16 protein-coding genes are annotated in these 20,344 nt (G+C 71.0%); 3 read left to right on the top strand and 13 right to left on the bottom strand.

The window, feature by feature from the left end:
• Positions 1-307 precede the first annotated feature (307 nt).
• Entirely contained in the window at positions 308-1,315 is a 1,008-nt protein-coding gene (locus ACIBLC_RS35220; RefSeq protein ID WP_399215463.1) for a stage II sporulation protein M, read from the bottom strand.
• A 119-nt stretch (positions 1,316-1,434) separates the two neighbouring features.
• Here ACIBLC_RS35220 and ACIBLC_RS35215 point away from each other — a divergent pair, with 119 nt between their 5' ends.
• Positions 1,435-2,424, top strand: coding sequence for an RDD family protein (locus tag ACIBLC_RS35215; RefSeq protein ID WP_399215462.1), 990 nt, complete (start codon positions 1,435-1,437; stop codon positions 2,422-2,424).
• A 40-nt stretch (positions 2,425-2,464) separates the two neighbouring features.
• Here ACIBLC_RS35215 and ACIBLC_RS35210 read toward each other — a convergent pair whose 3' ends face one another.
• From ACIBLC_RS35210 to ACIBLC_RS35170, 9 genes are all read right to left on the bottom strand, one after another.
• Positions 2,465-3,079, bottom strand: a complete 615-nt coding sequence (locus ACIBLC_RS35210) for a hypothetical protein (protein WP_399215461.1) — start codon at positions 3,077-3,079, stop codon at positions 2,465-2,467.
• Positions 3,080-3,178: 99 nt separating this feature from the next.
• Complete coding sequence (gene ahcY, locus ACIBLC_RS35205; protein ID WP_399215460.1) at positions 3,179-4,636, bottom strand: adenosylhomocysteinase; 1,458 nt, start codon at positions 4,634-4,636, stop codon at positions 3,179-3,181.
• Between the two features lie 376 nt (positions 4,637-5,012).
• Positions 5,013-5,990, bottom strand: a complete 978-nt coding sequence (locus ACIBLC_RS35200) for a cation diffusion facilitator family transporter (RefSeq protein ID WP_399215459.1) — start codon at positions 5,988-5,990, stop codon at positions 5,013-5,015.
• Positions 5,991-6,102: 112 nt separating this feature from the next.
• Positions 6,103-7,254, bottom strand: a complete 1,152-nt coding sequence (manA, locus tag ACIBLC_RS35195) for a mannose-6-phosphate isomerase, class I (RefSeq protein WP_399215458.1) — start codon at positions 7,252-7,254, stop codon at positions 6,103-6,105.
• An 89-nt stretch (positions 7,255-7,343) separates the two neighbouring features.
• Positions 7,344-8,471: an SIS domain-containing protein gene (locus ACIBLC_RS35190; RefSeq protein ID WP_399215457.1), complete on the bottom strand. Its 1,128-nt coding sequence runs from the start codon at positions 8,469-8,471 to the stop codon at positions 7,344-7,346.
• A gap of 26 nt (positions 8,472-8,497) precedes the next feature.
• Positions 8,498-8,668, bottom strand: a complete 171-nt coding sequence (locus ACIBLC_RS35185) for a Trm112 family protein (RefSeq protein ID WP_399215456.1) — start codon at positions 8,666-8,668, stop codon at positions 8,498-8,500.
• A gap of 223 nt (positions 8,669-8,891) precedes the next feature.
• A complete protein-coding gene (locus ACIBLC_RS35180; protein WP_399215455.1) occupies positions 8,892-10,256 on the bottom strand; it encodes a phosphomannomutase/phosphoglucomutase in 1,365 nt (454 codons plus the stop codon).
• 186 nt (positions 10,257-10,442) lie between these two features.
• Positions 10,443-12,059, bottom strand: coding sequence for an L-lactate permease (locus ACIBLC_RS35175; RefSeq protein WP_399215454.1), 1,617 nt, complete (start codon positions 12,057-12,059; stop codon positions 10,443-10,445).
• A gap of 183 nt (positions 12,060-12,242) precedes the next feature.
• The gene (locus tag ACIBLC_RS35170) at positions 12,243-12,668 is read right to left on the bottom strand and encodes a DUF3499 domain-containing protein (RefSeq protein WP_399215476.1); all 426 of its coding nucleotides are present in this window, start codon (positions 12,666-12,668) and stop codon (positions 12,243-12,245) included.
• A gap of 368 nt (positions 12,669-13,036) precedes the next feature.
• Between ACIBLC_RS35170 and ACIBLC_RS35165 the strand changes: the two genes are divergently transcribed.
• Positions 13,037-13,486 (top strand): metallopeptidase family protein, encoded by a 450-nt coding sequence (locus tag ACIBLC_RS35165; protein WP_399215475.1) that lies wholly within the window; start codon positions 13,037-13,039, stop codon positions 13,484-13,486.
• 20 nt (positions 13,487-13,506) lie between these two features.
• Here ACIBLC_RS35165 and ACIBLC_RS35160 read toward each other — a convergent pair whose 3' ends face one another.
• The 3 genes from ACIBLC_RS35160 to ACIBLC_RS35150 form a co-directional block, all read right to left on the bottom strand.
• Complete coding sequence (locus ACIBLC_RS35160) at positions 13,507-14,985, bottom strand: DUF5719 family protein (protein WP_399215453.1); 1,479 nt, start codon at positions 14,983-14,985, stop codon at positions 13,507-13,509.
• Positions 14,982-18,650 (bottom strand): glycosyltransferase, encoded by a 3,669-nt coding sequence (locus tag ACIBLC_RS35155; protein WP_399215452.1) that lies wholly within the window; start codon positions 18,648-18,650, stop codon positions 14,982-14,984. The genes ACIBLC_RS35160 and ACIBLC_RS35155 overlap by 4 nt, the downstream gene beginning before the upstream one ends.
• A gap of 219 nt (positions 18,651-18,869) precedes the next feature.
• Positions 18,870-19,133 (bottom strand): WhiB family transcriptional regulator, encoded by a 264-nt coding sequence (locus ACIBLC_RS35150; protein ID WP_003975777.1) that lies wholly within the window; start codon positions 19,131-19,133, stop codon positions 18,870-18,872.
• Positions 19,134-19,823: 690 nt separating this feature from the next.
• Between ACIBLC_RS35150 and ACIBLC_RS35145 the strand changes: the two genes are divergently transcribed.
• Positions 19,824-20,342 carry a cysteine dioxygenase gene (locus ACIBLC_RS35145; protein WP_399215451.1) on the top strand — a complete coding sequence of 173 codons (519 nt, stop codon included), beginning with the start codon at positions 19,824-19,826 and terminating at the stop codon, positions 20,340-20,342.
• The last annotated feature ends 2 nt before the right edge of the window (positions 20,343-20,344 follow it).

Genomic DNA, 20,344 nt, shown 5'->3' with positions numbered 1-20,344 from the left:
CGACTCTATCAGACCGTTTCCGACCCGATTTCCTCGGCGCCTTTCCAGGATTCCGCTTTCGCGTTTCCCTTTCCGGCGGTTCCGACTTTATCAGAGGTTGTGGGCCGGACTGACCGGCATCCATTTCTGAATCATCGGGAGGGGCCTCTCGGAAATCGATGTTTCCAGAAGCAGGCAGACCCTGACCGCCGCCACCGGACGTATCCGGTTCTAGGCAACTGTTCTAATCTACCTCCCCGCTGTCTCCGTGTCAACGGTTCCTTTGGGGCGAAGAGGAGACTAGCAGGTCAGCAAGGGCGGACGCACATCAGGCAGCCGTCGGGAGGGTGGCACTGCGCTCGGCCTCGTCGACGTCACCGGTTTCGCCGGCTCGTGCGGCACGACCGCCGAGTACATAGACGTACGCGAGGAAGGCCAGTTCAGCGGCGATCCCGATACTGATTCGGGCCCAGGTGGGGAGCCCCGAAGGCGTGACGAAGCCTTCGATGGCGCCTGAGACGAAGAGGATCAGGGCCAGGCCTATTGCCATGCCGAGGGCGGCTCTGCCCTCTTCGGCGAGTGCGGTGCGGCGGGGGCGAGGACCAGGGTCGATCAGAGTCCAGCCCAGCCGCAGGCCGGTGCCCGCGGCGACGAAGACGGCCGTCAGCTCCAGGAGACCGTGCGGAAGGATCAGTCCGAGGAAGGTGTCCAGGCGGCCGGCCGAGGACATCAGCCCTATGCCGATACCCAGGTTGAGCATGTTCTGGAAGAGGATCCAGATGACGGGGAGGCCAAGGAAGACACCCAGGACCAGGCACATCGCGGCGGCCTGGGCGTTGTTCGTCCACACCTGGGCCGCGAAGGACGTGGCCGGATGGCTGGAGTAGTAGGTCTCGTACTGGCCACCGGGGCGAGTGAGCTCGCGCAGTTGGCCGGGCGCCGCGATCGACGACTGGACCTCGGGGTGCGTACCGATCCACCATCCCAGGAGGGCCGCGATCACGGTGGACAGGAGAGCGGTGGGAACCCACCAGTGGCGCGAACGGTAGACCGCGGCCGGGAAACCGTGCGACAAGAACCGGGTGACATCGCGCCAGGAGGCTCGGCGAGTGCCTGTCACGGCACCACGCGCGCGTGCCACGAGTTGGCTGAGGCGGCCCGTCAGCTGGGGGTCGGGGGCGCTCGACTGGATCAGGGAGAGGTGGGTGGCCGTGCGTTGGTACAGAACGACGAGTTCGTCCGCCTCGGCCCCGGTGAGGCGGCGTTGGCGGCGGATCAGCGCGTCGAGCCGGTCCCACTCGGCTCGGTGGGCGGACACAAAGACGTCGAGGTCCATCTGGTTGGCTGCTCCTCGGCTGCTCGTCGTAAGTGTCAGCTTGTCGTACTGCGGCGCGATGTGCCCTCAGCTTGGCAGACTGGCCGTTCTCGAGGCAGGTCAGGGGAAGGACGGCACGCGTGAGTGAGCTAGTGACGGGCGAGGCGGTGGCGCTGGAGTTGCGCCCCGCGAAACTGCCGAGCCGGACGCTGGCCGTCCTGCTGGATCTGGTCGTGTTGGTGACCGTCTATGTCGTCGTGACCATCGGCCTGGTGACTGCGACGGCTTCGCTGGACGAAGCCGCGCAGGTCGCCCTTTCGATCGCGTGCTTCCTGCTGGTACTGGTCGGCGGGCCGATCGCGGTGGAGACCCTCAGCCACGGTCGTTCGCTCGGGAAACTGGCGTGCGGGCTGCGGGTGGTGCGCGACGACGGCGGCCCGATCCGGTTCCGGCACGCGCTGGTTCGCGGTGCCGTCGGTGTGGTCGAGCTGCTGATGACGTTCGGGATCATCGCGTGCATCGCCTCGTTGGTGTCGGCGCGCGGGCGGCGGCTGGGTGACGTGTTCGCGGGAACCCTCGTCGTACGGGAAAGGGTTCCGGCCGGTCGTACGCCTTTCGTGCCTCCGCCGCCGCCCTGGCTCATGGGGCGGTTCTCCGGGCTTGATCTGTCCGCGGTTCCGGACGGCTTGTGGCTGGCCATCCGGCAGTACCTGACGCGGATGCAGCAGTTGGATCCGCGGATCGGCGGGGCGATGGCGGAGCGGCTCGCCACCGACCTGGCGGCTCGGACGGGAGCCCCGGCGCCCCCCGGAATCCCGCCGGCCGTGTTTCTGGCGGCCGTGGTGCAGGAGCGGCAGACGCGGGAGGCCCGGCGGTCCTTCGGCGGTGGAGCGGCCGTGGCCACGCACGGTGTTCCGGATGGACCGGTGTTCGCGATGCCGGGCGCGGTCGGACCCGCTCCCGTGCAACCGGGCGCCCACCCCTATCCCGCAGGCCCTCCGGGAGCCACGCAGCCTCGGGCGGCACAGCCGCCGCAGGGCGTGGCACCGCAGCCCGTCCCGCAACCGCAGCCAGCGCCGCGGCCCGACCAGGTCGACCGTCCCTCGACCGGATTCGCGCCGCCCGCCTAGTCCGGCACCGCTGTCGGCGCCGGGCGGTGTCGGCACCTCGTCAGGTGAGGGCGGACGGGGGCGACTCGAGGTGTTCCAGTTCGATGCCGGGTGCCGCCAGCACCACGTCTCCCGCGATGTGTACGGCGTGCTGCTCGCCGGTGTCCAGGGCTGTGACCTGGTATTCGTCCACGGTCAGGGGGCCATTGTCAGTGGCGTGTGATTCTCTCGAGACCAAGGCCCAGGACTGGTCGAGGGTGCGGGGGGCGAGGACGGGGTCGGTGAAGGCGACGAGGCGTACGCGGGTCGCGGAGGCGGAGGGGGCGAGGCGGAGGAGACGGGCGGTGGCTACGAGGAACGCGGGAGACAGGCCGGTGAAGGCGTGGGCGCGGACGTTGCCTTCGGTGGCCTGTGTGCCGGCGGGGTCGGTGCGGACCCAGGTGACGCCGTCGAGCGCGGCGCCGCGGACCTGCCAGCTCGCGGCGTTCAGTTCGAGACGGATGGGGCGGCCGAGGTCGTCGATGGCGAGGTCGACGGAGCCGGCGTGGTCGCCGGAGGGGGTGGTGAGTTGGGAGACGTAGCGCCAGCCGGAGGGGCCGGGCGCGCAGTGGAAGTGTTCTTCGGCGAGGGGGGTGTGATCGTGCGGGTCATGGAGCGAATAGCGGCCGCGGGGCATGGGGCTTCAGGTCCTCATCGGGGACAGGCCCCCGCCGAGACGGCGAGGGCCTGCTGACATCCGTGAGCCGAGCGGTGGTACCGCTGCTCGGCGGCGGGCTCAGTAGCGGTAGTGGTCCGACTTGTACGGGCCCTCGACCTTGATGCCGAGGTACGAGGCCTGCTCCGGACGGAGCGTCGTCAGCTTCACGCCGAGCGCGTCGAGGTGGAGGCGGGCGACCTTCTCGTCCAGGTGCTTGGGCAGCACGTACACGTCGGTCGGGTACTCCTCGGGCTTGGTGAACAGCTCGATCTGGGCCAGCGTCTGGTCCGCGAACGAGTTGGACATCACGAACGAGGGGTGACCGGTGGCGTTGCCCAGGTTCAGCAGGCGGCCCTCGGAGAGCACGATGAGGACCTTGCCGTCGGGGAACGTCCAGGTGTGGACCTGCGGCTTGACCTCGTCCTTGACGATGCCGTCGATCTGCGCCAGGCCGGCCATGTCGATCTCGTTGTCGAAGTGGCCGATGTTGCCGACGATCGCCTGGTGCTTCATCTTGGCCATGTCGCTGGCCATGATGATGTCCTTGTTGCCCGTCGTGGTGACGAAGATGTCGGCCTTGTCGACGACCTCGTCCAGCGTGGTGACCTGGAAGCCGTCCATCGCCGCCTGGAGCGCGCAGATCGGGTCGATCTCGGTGATGATCACGCGGGCGCCCTGTCCGCGCAGGGACTCCGCGCAGCCCTTGCCCACGTCGCCGTAGCCGAAGACGACCGCGGTCTTGCCGCCGATGAGGACGTCGGTGGCGCGGTTGATGCCGTCGATCAGGGAGTGGCGGCAGCCGTACTTGTTGTCGAACTTCGACTTGGTGACGGCGTCGTTGACGTTGATCGCCGGGAACAGGAGGGTGCCGTCGCGGTGCATCTCGTAGAGACGGTGGACACCGGTCGTGGTCTCCTCGGTCACGCCGCGGATCTCCGAGGCGAGCTGGGTCCACTTCTGCGAGCCCTCGGTGATGGTGCGGGTGAGGAGCTCGAGGACGACGCGGTGCTCGTCGGACTCGGCGGTGTCGGCGGAGGGAACCTTGCCGTCCTTCTCGTACTGGACGCCGTTGTGGACGAGCATGGTGGCGTCACCGCCGTCGTCCAGGATCATGTTCGGGCCGCCGGTGGGGGTGTTCGGCCAGGTCAGGGCCTGCTCCGTGCACCACCAGTACTCCTCCAGGGTCTCGCCCTTCCAGGCGAAGACCGGGACGCCCTGGGGGTTCTCGGGCGTGCCGTTCGGGCCGACCGCGATGGCGGCGGCGGCGTGGTCCTGGGTGGAGAAGATGTTGCAGGACGCCCAGCGGACCTCGGCGCCGAGGGCGACCAGGGTCTCGATGAGGACGGCGGTCTGCACGGTCATGTGCAGGGAGCCGGTGACGCGGGCACCCGCGAGGGGCTGCGTCGCGGCGTACTCCTTGCGGATCGACATCAGGCCGGGCATCTCGTGCTCGGCGAGGGTGATCTCCTTGCGGCCGAACACGGCCAGGGAGAGGTCGGCGACCTTGAAGTCCTGCTGCTGGTCGACAGTCGTCATGTGGTGCTGCTCCTCGGAATCGGGATTGGGGCGAGGTCGTACGGCTGGTCTACGCGGCGTCGGGGCACACGTGCTCCGCTGGGCACAGATGTGCCCGGTGCGCGCAACACAGTCCGTCGGAGGCCCTCTCTCCCTCGGCCGGTCCGCGAAGGGACCGCCCGACCGCCATCAGCAGCGACGTCTGGCTCTACCACCAAGCTACACGGGTGAGCCCGGCCCTCCCCAGTCCGTATCCGGGAGGGAAGGGCACGGTCTCTCCGGGCCGTCGTCGTTCCGTGCAGGTCAGACGCGTCCCGCACGTCTGACGGGTCCGGCAGATCTGGCGCAAAGAGTCCGTCCGGACTCCAGGCGGGCCCCAGTGAAGGACAAGGGGAGATCAGTGCTCGGCCGGGTGCGGCGGGCCGCCCGGGGACGCTTGCGCGTCGGGCCCCTTCGCCGCGTCCGCCGCGTTGTAGATGTCGGGCTCGAGGTAGATGACGCGGGCGATCGGGACCGCCTCCCGGATGCGGGACTCCGCGGCGTTGATCGCGGTGGCGACTTCGGTGGCCGTGTCGTCGTGCTGGACGGCGATCTTGGCGGCGACCAGGAGTTCCTCAGGGCCGAGGTGGAGTGTGCGCATGTGGATGATGCCGGTGACCGTGTGACCGTCGACGATGGCGGCCTCGATCTTCCTGACGTCTTCGATGCCCGCGGACTCGCCCAGGAGGAGGGACTTGGTCTCCACGGCGAGGACCAGGGCGATCACGATGAGCAGGATGCCGATGCAGAGCGTGCCGATGCCGTCCCAGACGCCGTCGCCGGTGGCCAGGGCGAGGCCCACGCCGCCGAGCGCCAGGACCAGGCCCACCAGCGCGCCGAGGTCCTCCAGGAGCACGACCGGCAGCTCGGGCGCCTTGGCGTGGCGGACGAACTCCTTCCAGGACTTCTGGCCGCGCTGGGGGTTGGACTCCTTGATGGCCGTCCGGAAGGAGAAGGACTCCGCGATGATCGCGAAGACGAGGACGCCCACCGGCCAGTACCAGTGCTCGATCTCGTGCGGGTGCTTGATCTTCTCGTAGCCCTCGTAGATCGCGAACATGCCACCGACCGAGAAGAGGACGATGGAGACGAGGAAGGCGTAGATGTAGCGCTCGCGGCCGTAGCCGAAGGGGTGCTCCGGGGTCGCCTCGCGCTTGGCCTTCTTGCCGCCGAGCAGGAGCAGTCCCTGGTTGCCGGAGTCGGCGAGCGAGTGCACGGACTCGGCGAGCATCGACGACGACCCGCTGAAGAGGAACGCCACGAACTTCGCTACCGCGATCGCGAGGTTGGCGGCAAGTGCCGCCACAATCGCCTTGGTGCCGCCTGACGCGCTCATGTGCTCGAGGGATCCCTTCGTACGCCGTCCAGGTCTTTGCCTGCCTTTTGCCAGTGGGCCATTGTTGCAGCCTGCCCCGACAACGGCGCGTCAGACCGCCGCAGTGGTCACATCACGCCACTACTGTCGCCCGGAAAATCGTGCCAGGGCCAGACACTTCGACCTTTTCACCTGCCGGTACGAAGACGGACCGGCCGGGGCCGAGAGTATTGCCGTCGGCTCGTACCGAGCCCGCCGTGCACAGCAGGATCTGCGGCGTCTCGGCGGTGAGGTCGCGCGGAGGCGCGTCCTGGGGCAGGACGTGGCGGGAGAGGCGGAACTCGTCGATGGGGGTCGCGTAGACCTCCTCGCCGTCGGGGGCCGCCTCCGGGCGCAGTACGCCGGGGTCGCTCGCCTCGAAGCGGACGACGCGCAGGAGTTCGGGGACGTCGACGTGCTTGGGGGTCAGGCCGCAACGCAGGACGTTGTCGCTGTTGGCCATGATTTCGACGCCCAGGCCGTTCAGGTAGGCGTGCGGGACGCCGGCGCCGAGGAACAGGGCTTCGCCGGGCTGGAGTTGGACGTGGTTGAGGAGCATGGCGGCGATGACGCCGGGGTCGCCGGGGTAGTGGTGGGCGAGGTCGGCGTACGGGGCGTAGGAGCCGCCGAGGCGGGCGCAGGCCGTTGCCGTCTCGGTGACCGTACGGGCCATGTCGGCGCGGTCGGCGGTCAGCAGCGCGGTGAGGACCTCGCGCAGGGCGGCCTCTTCGGGGTGGGCGCGCAGCAGGTCGACGTACGGCTTGAGGGAGTCGACGTCCAGGCCGGCGAGCAGTTCGGCGGTCTCGTCGGGGGCCCGGAAGCCGCACAGGCCGTCGAACTCCGTGAGGGCGCAGATCAGTTCGGGCTTGTGGTTGGCGTCCTTGTAGTTGCGGTGCGGGGCGTCGACCGGGATGCCGCGCTGCTCCTCGTCCTCGTAACCCTCTCTCGCCTGTTCGAGGTTGGGGTGCACCTGGAGGGAGAGGGGGGCGCCCGCGGCAAGGATCTTGAGCAGGAACGGCAGGCGGGGGCCGAACCTGGCGACGGCCGCGCGGCCGAGTTCCTTCTCGGGGTCCTCGTCGATTACCTCGGTGAGCGGACCGCGTTCGGTGCGCGAGGGTGCGCCAGGGTGGGCGCCCATCCACATCTCCGCCTGCGGTTCGCCGGTCGGTTCCACGCCGAGCAGCCGCGGGATGGCGGTGGCCGAACCCCAGGCGTAGGGGCGGATGGTGTTGTCGAGGCGGTCCATAGTGTGTCGTTCTCTCCGTACGTACGCTGCTCAGCGGGCGCTGTGACCACGCGAGGTGTCCGGTGCGGTCTGCCCCGGGTGCGTCAAGATCAGGCTCTTGAAGCGAGCGCCAGGTAAACGGCGGCGAAATCCGTGATGGCGATCAGTTCGGCGAGGGTCTCCAGCTCGCCGCCCTCCTCGGGTTCGAGTTCGCTGATCGCGGTGTCGTGGCCGAGGGCGACTTCGCGGGCGGCCGGGGCGGCGGTGAGGCCGCCTGCCGGGCGGTCGCGGAGGAGCACCACGCGCGCGTGGATGGCCTGTTGCTCCGAGACGCGGTCGCGGAAGAAGTCGTCGGGGTCGGCGCCGGCGGCCAGCGCGCCGGCCAGCAGCGCGGTGTGCTCGGCGAGCGCCTCCGGCAACTCGGCGGTGAGCGCGGGTCGTCCGGCCAGTTCGGCGAGGGCGGCGGCGAAGCGGCGGCCCGCCGGGCCCGCGGACGTGCCCTCCGTCCAGATCACCGGGAGCGCCTCGGCGAGTTCGGAGGCGAGGGTCTTGGCGGGGTTGCTGTACGTCGCGATCGCGGGGCCGCAGCGCTCGGCGACGCGGTCGAGGCGGTCGGCGACCTTCTGGATCGCCTCGGGGGGCGCCGTGAGCAGGCCGGTGCGGTCCAGGAGCGCGAGCAGCGGGGTGAGCAGCGCCCACAGGGCACCGGGCGCGGACGCGGCGGCGGGCTCCTCGCGCTCGTACGGGGTGACGGCCAGCGGTACGAACAGGCCGTGCGCGCCGTCCACCGACTCGGGCAGCGGGGAGTGGGCCGGGGCCACGGCGGCCACGGTGCAGCCGCGCCGGTAGGCCGCGTCGACCAGGAGTGAGAGCCCTGGCTCGTAGCCGTCGGGGGTGGCGATCAGGAGCAGGTCCAGAGGGCCCGCCCAGCCGGGGAGCTCCCAGCGCAGGGCGCCCGCGTCGGCGGCCACGCCGGTGGGGCTCAGCCTGGTGACGGGGCAGCCCGCGCCGGCGAGGGTGCCGATCAGGTCGGCGACGCAGGTGGCGGCGGTGCCCGGGCCCGCGATCAGGACGGCGCGCGGGCGGCCGTCCGGCTTGAGCTCCGGGATGCCGGCCTCGGTGGCGTGCCGGGCGGCGGTGCGCACGTGGGCGCCCGCTTCGGCGGCGCCCCTGAGGAGGCCGCGGCGGTCCGCCCGGGCCAGTGCCTCGGGATTGTCGAGCAGCGATTCGTCGAGCATGGGCGGCAGCCTCCGATCGCCAGTCGTTACGCGGGGCGGCGGGCTTCGTCGACCAGCAGTACGGGGATGCCGTCCCGGACGGGGTACGCGAGGCCGCAGGCGTCGCTCGTGCAGACCAGCTCGCTCTCCTGCTCCTTGAGCGGGGCGTGGCAGGCCGGGCAGGCGAGGATCTCCAGGAGGCCGGCTTCGAGCGGCATGGGGTGTCCTTCCGAACAGGTGGATGCGGCCTGGTCAGGGTACCGCTGTGAGCGGGGGCGCGGCGCTGGCTGTGGAGGGCGCGCTGGGCCTGGTCGACAGGTGTGCGGCGCCGACCGGGTGGGGGTGGGGGTTTCCGGTTTTTCGCCCCCTCCGCCCCTTCCCGTCCCGTTCCTGGGGGCTGCGCCCCCAGACCCCCTCAATCGCCGGACGGGCCGAAGGATCTCAGGCCCTGATGATCTCCAGGACCTCGTCCCGCACCTTCGCCATCGTCGCCTCGTCGCGTGCCTCCGCGTTGAGGCGCAGCAGTGGCTCGGTGTTGGAGGGGCGGACGTTGAACCACCAGTCGTCGGTGGTGATCGTGAGGCCGTCGAGTTCGTCGAGGGTGACGTCCTCGCGGCTCCCGTAGGCGGCCCTGATCGCTGCGAGACGGGCCTGCTGGTCGTCGACCGTGGAGTTGATCTCGCCGGACCCGGTGTAGCGGTCGTACTCGGCGACGAGCGGGGAGAGCGGGGTGTCCTGGCCGCCGAGCGCGGCGAGGACGTGGAGGGCGGCGAGCATGCCCGTGTCCGCGTTCCAGAAGTCGCGGAAGTAGTAGTGCGCGGAGTGCTCGCCGCCGAAGATGGCGCCGGACCTGGCCATCTCGGCCTTGATGAAGGAGTGGCCGACCCGGGTGCGGACCGGGACGCCGCCGTGCTCCCGTACGACCTCGGGCACCGACCAGGAGGTGATGAGGTTGTGGATGACGGTGCCGCCGGGGTGCTTGGCGAGCTCGCGGGCGGCCACCAGGGCCGTGATCGCGGAGGGTGAGACCGGGTCGCCCTGTTCGTCGACGACGAAGCAGCGGTCGGCGTCGCCGTCGAAGGCGATGCCGAGGTCGGCGCCCTCCTCACGGACGCGCTTCTGGAGGTCGACGATGTTCGCCGGGTCGAGGGGGTTCGCCTCGTGGTTCGGGAACGTGCCGTCCAGTTCGAAGTACATCGGGACCAGGTCAAGGGGCAGTCCGTCGAAGACGGTCGGGACCGTGTGCCCGCCCATGCCGTTGCCCGCGTCGACCACGACCTTCAGGGGGCGGATGGAGGTCAGGTCGACAAGACCGCGGAGGTACGCCGCGTAATCCTCCAACGTGTCACGCTGCGTGATCGTTCCCGGTGTGACGTCCGAGGGGTCCGGGGCGCCCGAGTCGAGCCAGGACTCGACGAGTTGGCGGATCTCGGAGAGGCCGGTGTCCTGTCCGACCGGGGACGCGCCCGCCCGGCACATCTTGATGCCGTTGTACTGGGCGGGGTTGTGCGAGGCCGTGAACATGGCGCCCGGCAGGTCGAACGCGCCCGACGCGTAGTAGAGCTGGTCCGTCGAACACAGCCCGATCTCGGTGACGTCGACCCCGCGCGCCGCCGCACCGCGCGCGAAGGCGCGCGACAGACCGGGCGAGGAGGGCCGCATGTCGTGCCCGGTCACGATCGCGGTCGCGCCGGTCACCTGGACGAAGGCCGCACCGAACAGCTCGGCAAGCGGCTCGTCCCACTGGTCCGGGACCACTCCGCGTACGTCGTACGCCTTCACGAGCTGCGACAGATCAGCAGTCACGGCCAACCCTTCAGAAGTCCACTTCGGTCGCCACAAGCTACCTGTCCGGACCGACAGTCCGCTGTGCCCCGGCTCATCGGACGCTCATCCGTCACATGGAGGGCTCCTTTCGCCATCTGCCCGGACGAATCCGTCATCGGGGAGTAACGCGGAGCCTCGCGACGGCAGACGACGTCCCGCGCTCCGTCAGGGCAGCATCCATCCCAGGACCGGTGAACTCTGCCCGGCCACGATCAGGCACATGATCAGCAGCAGTCCGATGCTCCACGGCAGCACCTTGCGCAGCAGGTCGCCCTCACGGCCGGCGAGTCCGACCGCCGCGCAGGCGATGGTCAGGTTCTGCGGCGAGATCATCTTGCCGAGGACGCCGCCCGAGCTGTTGCCCGCGGCGAGCAGTTCGGGAGAGAGTCCCGACTCCCTGGCCGCGCTCACCTGGAGGGCGCCGAAGAGGGCGTTGGCCGAGGTGTCGGACCCGGAGACAGCGACGCCGAACCAGCCCAGGACCGGTGACAGGAAGGCGAGTCCGGCGCCGGCCGCCGCCACGAAGTGGCCGATCGTGGCCGCCTGTCCGGAGAGGTTCATGACGTAGGCGAGCGCCAGCACGGACGTCACGGTGAGGATCGCGAACCTCAACTCGTGCACCGTCGCGGCCCATTCCTTGACCGCCACGCGCGCGTGCACCCCGAGTACGACGGCCGTGCACAGTCCGGCGAGCAGCACGAGCGTGCCTCCGGTCGACACCAGGGGCAGCGTGAAGACATTGCCGCCGACCGGTTCGCCGTCCGGGTTGACCACGTTCAGGAAGGGCCAGTCGAAGACGCGTGTCGCTCCGGCCAGCCAGTCCTTCACGGCGGGGATCTGGGCGATGGAGAAGACGACCACGATCAGCGCGTACGGGGCGTAGGCGCGCACGACTTCGCGCCGCGGGTCCTCCTCGTCCAGGTCCTCGCTGCGTACGCCGGTCAGGACCGCCACCCGTACGGGCTCGGCGGCCGGCCTGCGCGCGTGCGGTACGGCGACGAGGGCGCCCGCGCCCGCCAAGGCGGCGGCGATGTCGGCGAGTTGCGGGGAGATGTAGTTGGAGGCGGTGAACTGGGCGACGGCGAAGGCGGTTCCGCACACCAGGGCGGGCACCCAGGTCTCGCGCAGCCCACGCCGCCCGTCGACCAGGAAGACGAGGACGAGCGGTACGACCAGGGCCAGCAGCGGCGTCTGGCGGCCCACCACGGAGGCGACGGAGTCCAGTGGCAGATCGGTGACTTGCGCGAGGGTGACGACCGGGGTGCCCATCGCGCCGAAGGCGACCGGAGCGGTGTTGGCGACCAGCGCGACCATCGCGGCGCGCACCGGGTCGAAGCCGAGCGCGACGAGCATCACCGAGCAGATCGCGACGGGCGCGCCGAATCCCGCGAGGGCTTCCAGGAGGGCGCCGAAGCAGAAGGCGACCACCAGCGCCTGGATGCGCGGATCGTCGGACAGCCGTCCGAAGGAGCGGCGGAGGATGTCGAAGTGCCGGGTACGGACCGTCATCCGGTACACCCACAGGGCGTTGACGACGATCCACAGGATGGGGAAGAGGCCGAAGACGGCCCCCTGGGCGGCGCTGGAGAGCGTCTGGCCGACCGGCATGCCGTATGCGAGCCAGGCGACCAGCGCGGCGGCCGTCAGGCCGATCAGCCCGGCCAGATGCGCCTTCATGCGGACGCCGCCGAGCAGGATCAGGACGAGGACGAGGGGCAGGGTCGCGACGAGGGCGGACAGGCCGAGTGAGCCGGCCACGGGTTCCAGTTCCTGGACGTACACGTACGCCTCCTCGGATTCCGCGATGCGGAAGGCGGTTTCTCACGGGCGGAGGCATGGTCGTGTCCGTGGCAGGTGCGCGTCAAGACCTCCGCACCGCTGAGTGAAACGTGCACGGAACGCACACCGAGGTGAAGTGCCCGCCGGAGGAAGGAGGTTAAGCCGGGCCGGGCGGGAGAGGCCGGCTCAGGAGTCCGGCGAGCGCAGCACCCGGAGATGACCGCGGCGCGCGACCTCCATCGGGTCCGCGGAGCGTGCGCCGCCACCGGCCCCCGCCGCGCGCCGCTGCGGACGGGCCGCCTCGCGTACCGCGTTGGCAAGCGCTTCCAGGTCGTCACCGGTGGGACGGGAGGGACCGGAGGAGTCCGCGAGCCGGACGACCTCCCAGCCGCGCGGCGCGGTGAGGCGCTCGGAGTGCTCGGCGCACAGGTCGTAGCAGTGGGGTTCGGCGTAGGTGGCGAGCGGGCCGAGGACCGCGGTCGAGTCGGCGTAGACGTACGTCAGCGTCGCGACGGCGGGGCGGCCGCAAGCGGTGCGCGAACAGCGACGTACAGGGCTCACGACGTTGGACGGTACCGCACTCCTGAGCGGGCCGCGACGACTCTCTCGCAGGTCACCCCACCGTGTCGTGCTGTGAGAACGCCCACGCGGATCTCCGCCCACCCGGCCCTGACCTGGGGCGACATCACGGGGAGTGATGCCGAACAGACCTGTAATCGGTCAGCACTTGGCGCAAACCATGTCAATTGCCATGCGAGGAGCGGTCCGGGAGGGATACGGAATCGAGCCCAACCTTGGCCGGAATGGTCATCCAGTGACATGCGGAGTGGTCACCGCGCGACTCCGCGGCGGCTCGGTTGACATCCGGAATGTCACGGACCGAGATCCCGGCCGTCCACGGAGCAAGATCCCACACCGCTTCCGGTACACCGCGTGGAGGTCGGGCGCACGCCCCTGACGAGGACTACTCTTCGTCAGTGATGGACAACCCCGTACCTCCCCGTGCCGCCGCACCAGGGCCCCGCCGTCGTGACCGCCATGGCAGGGGCATGCGCGGCCCCGTCGCGCCGCCCCAGGTGCCGCTCTCCGCGAGCCGCGCCGAGGTGTTCGCGGACCTGGTGCAGGACTCCGTGGAGCGGCTGGAGCGGCGCTGGCCGCAGCTCGCCGACATCGACTTCGTCGTTCTCGAGGTACCCCGCCTGGACGGCTCCGGAGACGGCTGGAGCGACGAGGCGGTGCCCCTGGGCGGCACGATCCCCGCCCACGAGGGCCGCCCCGCGCGCGTGGTCGTCTACCGCCGCCCCGTCGAGATCCGCACCAAGAGCCGCGACGAGCGCGCCGCCCTGGTGCACGAGGTGGTCGTGGAACAGGTCGCGGAGTTGCTGGGGCTCACCCCCGAGACGGTGGATCCGCGCTACGGCGAGGACTGACACCCCGTACCGGACGGGCCCTACTTCTGGAGCACCGAGAGATCCTGCTCGGCGTCCGGCACCGCCACCGTCCCGTGGTCGTCGGGGAGGGCCTGGATGGTGAAGCCCGAAATGCCGTTCTCGTCGGCCGTGAGCATTCGGGAGGAGTAGACGGCGCCTCCGGAGACCGGCTCGACGGTCAGCGCGTACGTCCCCTTGAGGCCGCCGGGGACGGGCGCCTCGATGTTCTCCGTCGTCCCGCCCTTGATGGTGAACGTCTTCGTGACCGCCTCACCGCCCTCACTGCCCGCGGAAGCGGTGACCTTGACCTCGGCGGCCTTGCCGGGGGCGGTCAGGGCGAGGGTGGAGGCCTTGGAGGTGTTGTCGGCGACCGTCGCGCGCGCGCCGACCGGGCTGGTGGCGGGGATGAACGCGGTCTCCTGCTTGTCGCCCTTGCCGCGGACGACCTGGAGGGCGGCGACGACCGGCACCGACGTGCCGGTGGGCGTGAGCACCAGGGAGCCCGCTTCGCCGCGCGTCAGCTCGCCGAGGTCGGTGGCGGCGGTCATCCCGGACTTCACGTGCAGGGTCTCGTTGCCCGCGGGGGTGATCAGGCCCGAGGGGGAGGCGAGGCGCACCTTCAGGTCGGCGTCGGTGTCCCCGGGCACGAAGGCGACCAGGCGCACCGATGTGGCGTCCTTCGGGATTCCGGGCAGGACCAGGCTGCCCGCGGGGTCGGTGGAGGCGGTCAGCCAGTCGCCGCCGATCTTGTCGTCCAGGGCCTGTACGGCGGCTCCGAGGCGACCGCTGCGGACGGTCACGTGCACGGTGAGGTTCTCCTGCGCGTCGCCCGTCAGCGTGTTCAGGAGGACCGCGTCGCTGGAGTGCGGCTGGACCGTGATGCCCTCTCCCAGCGTGGACTTGAGGGTGCCGTCCTTGCCGTACAGCTCGACGTCGACGACGGCGGCGGAGTCGTCGGGGTTGGTCAGGTGCACGTAGTCGGTGCGGTCGTCGGCGGTGCTGGCACCCGGGAACCAGAACTCGGTGTCCGGAGCGGTGCAGTTGGTGCCGAGCAGCCCACGGCCGGTGCCCGCGGCGACCTGCGTGGTCTCCTGGACGGTCCAGCCCGGGGCGAACCTGCCCTCGGCGGTGCCGACCAGTGCGGGCGCCTCGGCGCCCGAGCTGTCGTCGGTGGCCGGCTTGCCGGGCTCCTTCAGTTGCAGAAGGGGCTTCTTGGCCTTGCCGCCGCCGTCCGCCGACTCCTCGGTCGCTACCCGCAGTTCGGCCTTGCCGCTGTCGCTCGTGTCCTCGGACACCGGGGTGAAGGACGTGTAGGCCGTCTCGGCGAGGTCGGAGGTGCTGGGCTGCGGGCAGAGCAGGCTGGTGCGCTCGACGGGCAGCAGTGCGGCCGTCTTCGCGGTGCCGTCGCCAGACGCGTCCGGCGCGTTGAGCACGGCGAAGCCGGTGACGGCGGCCAGCGCGGTCGTGCCGGCGATCAGGGACAGGGTGGTGCGGTTCACTGCTGGCTCCCGTCGGGGCGCTCACTGTCGGAGCCGTGCGGCGGCTGCGGGGGCATCGGGGGCTGCGCCGACGGGTCGTAGGCGGGGTCGTAGGGCCGGCCGTTCGCGTCGTAGCCCTGGTTGTACGTCTGGTCGTACGGCGCCGTGCCCCCGTACGCGTACGGATCGTACTGGCCGCTCTGGTAGGGGTCCGCCTCGTAGGGCTGTTCGTAGGTGCCGGCCTGGTACTGCTGCTGGCCCTGGTACTGATCGGCGCCGTAGGTGCCGTACTCCGCGGACGCGTAGCTCGGGGTGTCCCACTCGCCGTACGCCTGCTGCTGCGGGACCGCGGCCGGCTCCAGCGGGATCTCCTCCTCCTGGGGAGGGAGGCCGTCGTCGTCCTGGGCGGACTGCTCGGACTCCGCCTGGGCGCGCAGCCGGCGGGCACGGCGGCCGTCGCCGGTGACTTCCTGGGCGGGGGCGTCCTCCTCCTCGGGGAGGTCGTCGTCGACGTCCCGGCGGCGGCCGGGCAGGGCCATCACCACGAGGACGGTGGCGAGGGCACCCTGTGCCCACAGCCAGGCGGTGTGGCTCAGGGGGGCCTCGAAGGCGACGTCCAGCTTGCCGCCACCGGAGGGCAGTTCGAAGCCCTGTGCCCAGCCGTCGACCGTGGTGCGGGTGAGCGGCTTGCCGTCCAGGGTCGCCGTCCAGCCCTCGTCGGCCGTGTCGGCCAGGCGCAGGACCCGGCCGTCCTTGCCCGCGGGGATGGTGGTGTGCAGCTCGACGGGCCCGGCGGCGATGGACTGCGGGTCGCCGGACGCGGGGACGATGGCGGCGCGCGAGACCTGCCGGTCCACACGCCACAGGGCGCTGTCGTCCTGCTGGCTGAGCCGCGTCAGGCCGGGCGTGGCGTCCAGGACACTGGTCATCTCACGGGGCGCGCCCTTGTGGACCAGGACGTAGCGCACGGCGAAACCGCCGAGCTCGTCGGCCTGGTCGGCGCCGGAGCCCGCCACGAGGTTGGCGACGACCTTGGCCAGCTTCTCGTTCTCGCCGTCCGCGGCCGCGAGTTCGGCGTCGCCGAGGCGGGCGCCGGAGCCGCGGACCAGGGTGTAGCCGACCTTGGCGGTCGACCTGCTGTCGAGGACGAGGGTGCGGGCCTGGTCGCGGGTGCCGCTCTCCTCGGCGACGAACGCGGGCACCTGAACCGGGTCGCGCCGCTCCAGGGGGCCGTCGGCGCCGCCGATCATCCAGCCGGCCGCGACGAGCAGAGGGCCCGCGGCGGCGGTGAACGCGATGAGCACCGCCACCGGCTGGCGCCAGCCGAAGCTCTGCTCGGCCACGCGCGAGCGTGCCCCGTCGGCGCCGAGAGCGGCGGCGGCGAGCAGCGCGAGGCCGTAGACGAGGGTCGCGGGGCCGGCCCAGGCCGAGCTGTTGGACAGCACGGCGAAGACGAGCGCGACCAGGGCGACCGCCCAGGCCGTCCAGATCCCCGCCTGGCGCTGGGTGCGCAGCAGGGCGGCCAGCGCGGCCAGGACGATGCCGATCAGCATCAGCCCGCTGACGGTCCCGGGGCCGCCGGGGCTGGCGCCGAGCAGGTCGAGTGCGGAGGCCGCGCCGGAGCCGTACTCCAGGCCGGCTTCCTTGAAGAAGCCGAACGGGAGGAGCGTCAGTGACCAGGGGGCGAGGACCAGCAGTGGGCTGCCGAGCTGGGCCAGGAAACGCGGTCCGTAGGCGGTGAGCTCGTTTCTGCGCACTACGAGGAGTGCGATTCCGAGAACCAGCGCGATGGGCCACACGATCGGCGTGAAGGCGGTGGTGAACGTCAGCAGCAGGGCGAACGCCCAGGTGGCGCGCCAGCTGCCGCGGGTTCCGGAGGAGTTCATCAGGCCGCTCGCGGCGATGCCGGTGCGCGCGAGGAGCGGCAGCAGGATCGCGAGGACGCTGGTGCCGATGCGGCCGCCCGCGAGCGCGCCCGTGGCGGCGGGCAGGAAGGCGTACACAACGGACGCCCAGGCGCGCAGCAGGCGCGACTCGACCAGTGGCCGCGAGGCGAAGTAGGCGGTGAAGCCGGCCAGCGGCACGGAGGCCACCAGGAGCAGGGTGACCGCGAGTCCGGTGGAGCCGAGGAGCAGGGAGGACAGCATCGCGAGGATCGCCAGGTACGGCGGCGCGGTCTGGGTGCCGCCCGCGCCCACCGCGTGCCAGCCGTCGACATAGCGCGACCAGAGCTCGGAGGAGTCGCCGGGCGCGGGCAGCAGCGCGCCGCCCGCGAGCGCGCCGCTGTTGAGCAGCGCGCGGCACGCGATGAGCGAGACGAAGAGCAGCGCGACGAAGAGCACGGGTCCGGGCTTGCGCGCGACACGCTTGACCCGGCCGAACTGCTCGACCTCGAGGAAGTCGGCGTCGTCTCCGCCGGGCCCGGACTCGACCGCGCCGCCGTGCCGTCCGGCGCCGGAGGCGGCCTCGGCGTCGGAGCGGCCCATGAGGCTGCCCGCGGCCTGCTCGACGGTGGCCCGCACGGTCGCGCCCGACGGCGGGAACAGCGGGCGCAGCTCGTCCTTGTCGATCCGCGGGCGGCCGCGGGCGCGGCGGCCCGCGAGGATGCGCTCAGGGCGCAGCAGCGTCCCCAGGAGCCCGCGGATCTCGTCGACGGCCTGTCCGGGGACCTTGCCGACGAGGTACGCGACCGTGCGCAGCAGGGTGCCGAGGATCAGCCGGAACAGGATCCAGGGCAGCTTCGCCGTGCGGGCGTTGACAAGGAGGGTGTAGGCGGCGCCCGCCTTGTCGACCTTGTGCGGGGAGGCGGAGGTGCGGCCCACGCAGTCGACGGTGCGGCGCTCGCGGGAGGCGGCCTCGGCGTGCCGGACGACCGCTTCGGGGGCGACGAGGACGTTGTGCCCCGCGGACTGGGCCCGCCAGCACAGGTCGACGTCGTCACGCATCAGGGGCAGCCGGCGGTCGAAGCCGCCGAGTTCCTCGAAGACATCGCGCCGGATCAGCATTCCGGCGGTGGAGACGGACAGCACCGGGTGTACGTGGTCGTGCTGGCCCTGGTCCTGCTCACGGCGGTCCAGGCCGGTCCAGCGGCGGCCGGAGTTGGCGATGGTGACGCCGACCTCCAGGAGCGCCCGGCGGTCGTACCAGCCGCGGAGCTTGGGGCCGATCACGGCGACTTCCTTGCCGAGCTCCGCCTCGTTCTCCACGACCCGCAGCAGCTGGGACAGGGCGTCGGGCTCGGGGGCGCAGTCGTCGTGCAGCAGCCAGAGCCACTGCTCGGGCTCGCCGTGCGGGAGCTCCGGCAAGTCGTACGTGTCGTCGCGCCAGGTGCGGGTGACGGGGTCCCAGCCGCTGGGCCGCTTCAGGTACGGCAGGTCGTCCGGAGTGAGCACACCCGCGGTGCGGGTGGCCTCCTCGACGGCCTGGCCGAAGCCGGTGCGCCGGGCGAGGTGCACCACGCGGTCGGCGCCGAGCGCCTCGGTGAGCAGCTCGGCGGAGTCGTCCGCGCTGCCGGTGTCTGCCGCCACCGCGTTCTGCACGGGACGCTCCTGGCCGAGCAGCCCGGCGAGCGCCTCGGGCAGCCAGCGGGCGCCGTCATGGGAGACGAGCACCGCGGTCACCACGTGGCGCGGGAACTCAGGAGTGGCAGCGTCGTGTTGGCCTGCCGTTTGGCTGTGCACGGACATCGAGGTACGGGCCCCGGTTCGCTGGACTGCGGTGGACGCCTGTGCCCGCGGGGAGCAGTGGGACGTCTCGGACGGAGGCCCACACTAACGGCTGGGCAACACAGCGGCCCGCCGCCTGTGGATAACCCACCTGCGACGGGCCGTTCGTTACGTATCGGTACGTAGGGGTGTGTGCCTTCTGGCCGGACGAAGGCCTTCTTAAGACGACGTCGTTCACGCTTAAACGGCAGCCTTCTTCAGACGTCGTCGTTCGCGCTCGGACAGACCGCCCCAGATGCCGAACCGTTCGTCGTTGGCGAGCGCGTACTCGAGGCACTCGGAGCGGACCTCGCAGGCGAGGCAGACCTTCTTGGCCTCGCGGGTGGAGCCGCCCTTCTCGGGGAAAAAGGACTCGGGGTCGGTCTGGGCGCACAGCGCGCGCTCCTGCCAGCCGAGTTCCTCGTCCGCGTCGTCGACCAGCAGTTGCTGCACCAGCTCGGTCATGTGCGCCCCTCGTCCGTCTTTCGCGTCCCCGTGATGCTGCCGTCACCGATTTCGGCTGAACGACACGAGTGAAATTACAAGTGTGCCGATCCGGGCCAGTCAAGCCGAGATCTGCTATTGGGCCCCTTATTCACTCTGCGGAACCAAGGCAATGCGGAAAGTGTTCAAATCGGCATAAACCCTGACAGCCCAAGGTACCCAGGCCAGCTCCTGGTTCCCTCCACGGGGAAGGACGGCCAGGAGTTCGATCTCGTTCCGACGCGAACATCGAAGCGAACCTGATCACATTCGGATCACGGGTTCGCTGTGAGGTTTGTGCGCCCGGTTGTGCGCCATGTGTCCGGGGAGCCTCCTGAACAAACCTTTCGCCTCGCAGGTGAACCGGATGTGGTGAAACATCTCCCACATGGCGGGCATGAAGTTGACAGTCGAGGTGTGAACCGATGTGCTTGTGGGCATGCTCGCGAACTCGGCGCTCACCTCGACCCGCACCGCCGGGTCCCACGGTGCTGTCCGCACTCGCTGTAGCTGTTGTTGCTGTCCCAGCTGTTGAGCCGTACCGCGCTCCGGCCGGCGCTCCGTGAAGGAGCGGCACCCCCGCCCGCACCCGGGCAGCACTCCCGCCCGTGACCCGGGCGGAAATGGTCCGCGACACCCCAGCACTCTCCCGCCGAGGAACCACCGCACCCCATGAACAGCGACAGCGACCTCCAGATCGCCGGCGACATCCTCGAAGTAACGCACCTGCTTCAGCCGCCGCGCGAACACCCGTCCACCGTGGCCGAGTTCGTCGGCCTGGCCCGTTCCATCGCCGCCGACCGCTCCCGGTGGGCGCACCTCGTGCAGTACGACGCCACCTCGCGCTGGTACCACCGGCTGAGCACCGGACCCGGCTACGAGGTGTGGCTGCTCTCCTGGGTGCCCGGCCAGGGCAGCGGTCTGCACGACCACGGGAGCTCCTCCGGCGTGCTGACCGTCCTGGACGGCGCGCTGACCGAGCGCACGGAGCGCGGCACGCGCGCGCTCGGCAGTGGTGCGCAGCGGGTGTTCGCGCCCGGATACGTCCACGAGGTCGTCAACGACTCCCTGGAGCCGGCCGTGAGCCTGCACGTGTACTACCCGGGCCTGACCGAGATGCCGATGCACGCGGCGCGCTGCGCGCTCGCCGAGGTATCCACGGACAGGGTCGCCGCGGACAAGGTCTCGTAGGG

Origin of the sequence: Streptomyces sp. NPDC050535 (genome assembly GCF_044457665.1) — a bacterium.
Classification (GTDB): domain Bacteria; phylum Actinomycetota; class Actinomycetes; order Streptomycetales; family Streptomycetaceae; genus Streptomyces.
This window is presented reverse-complemented; position numbering and strand designations above follow the sequence as displayed.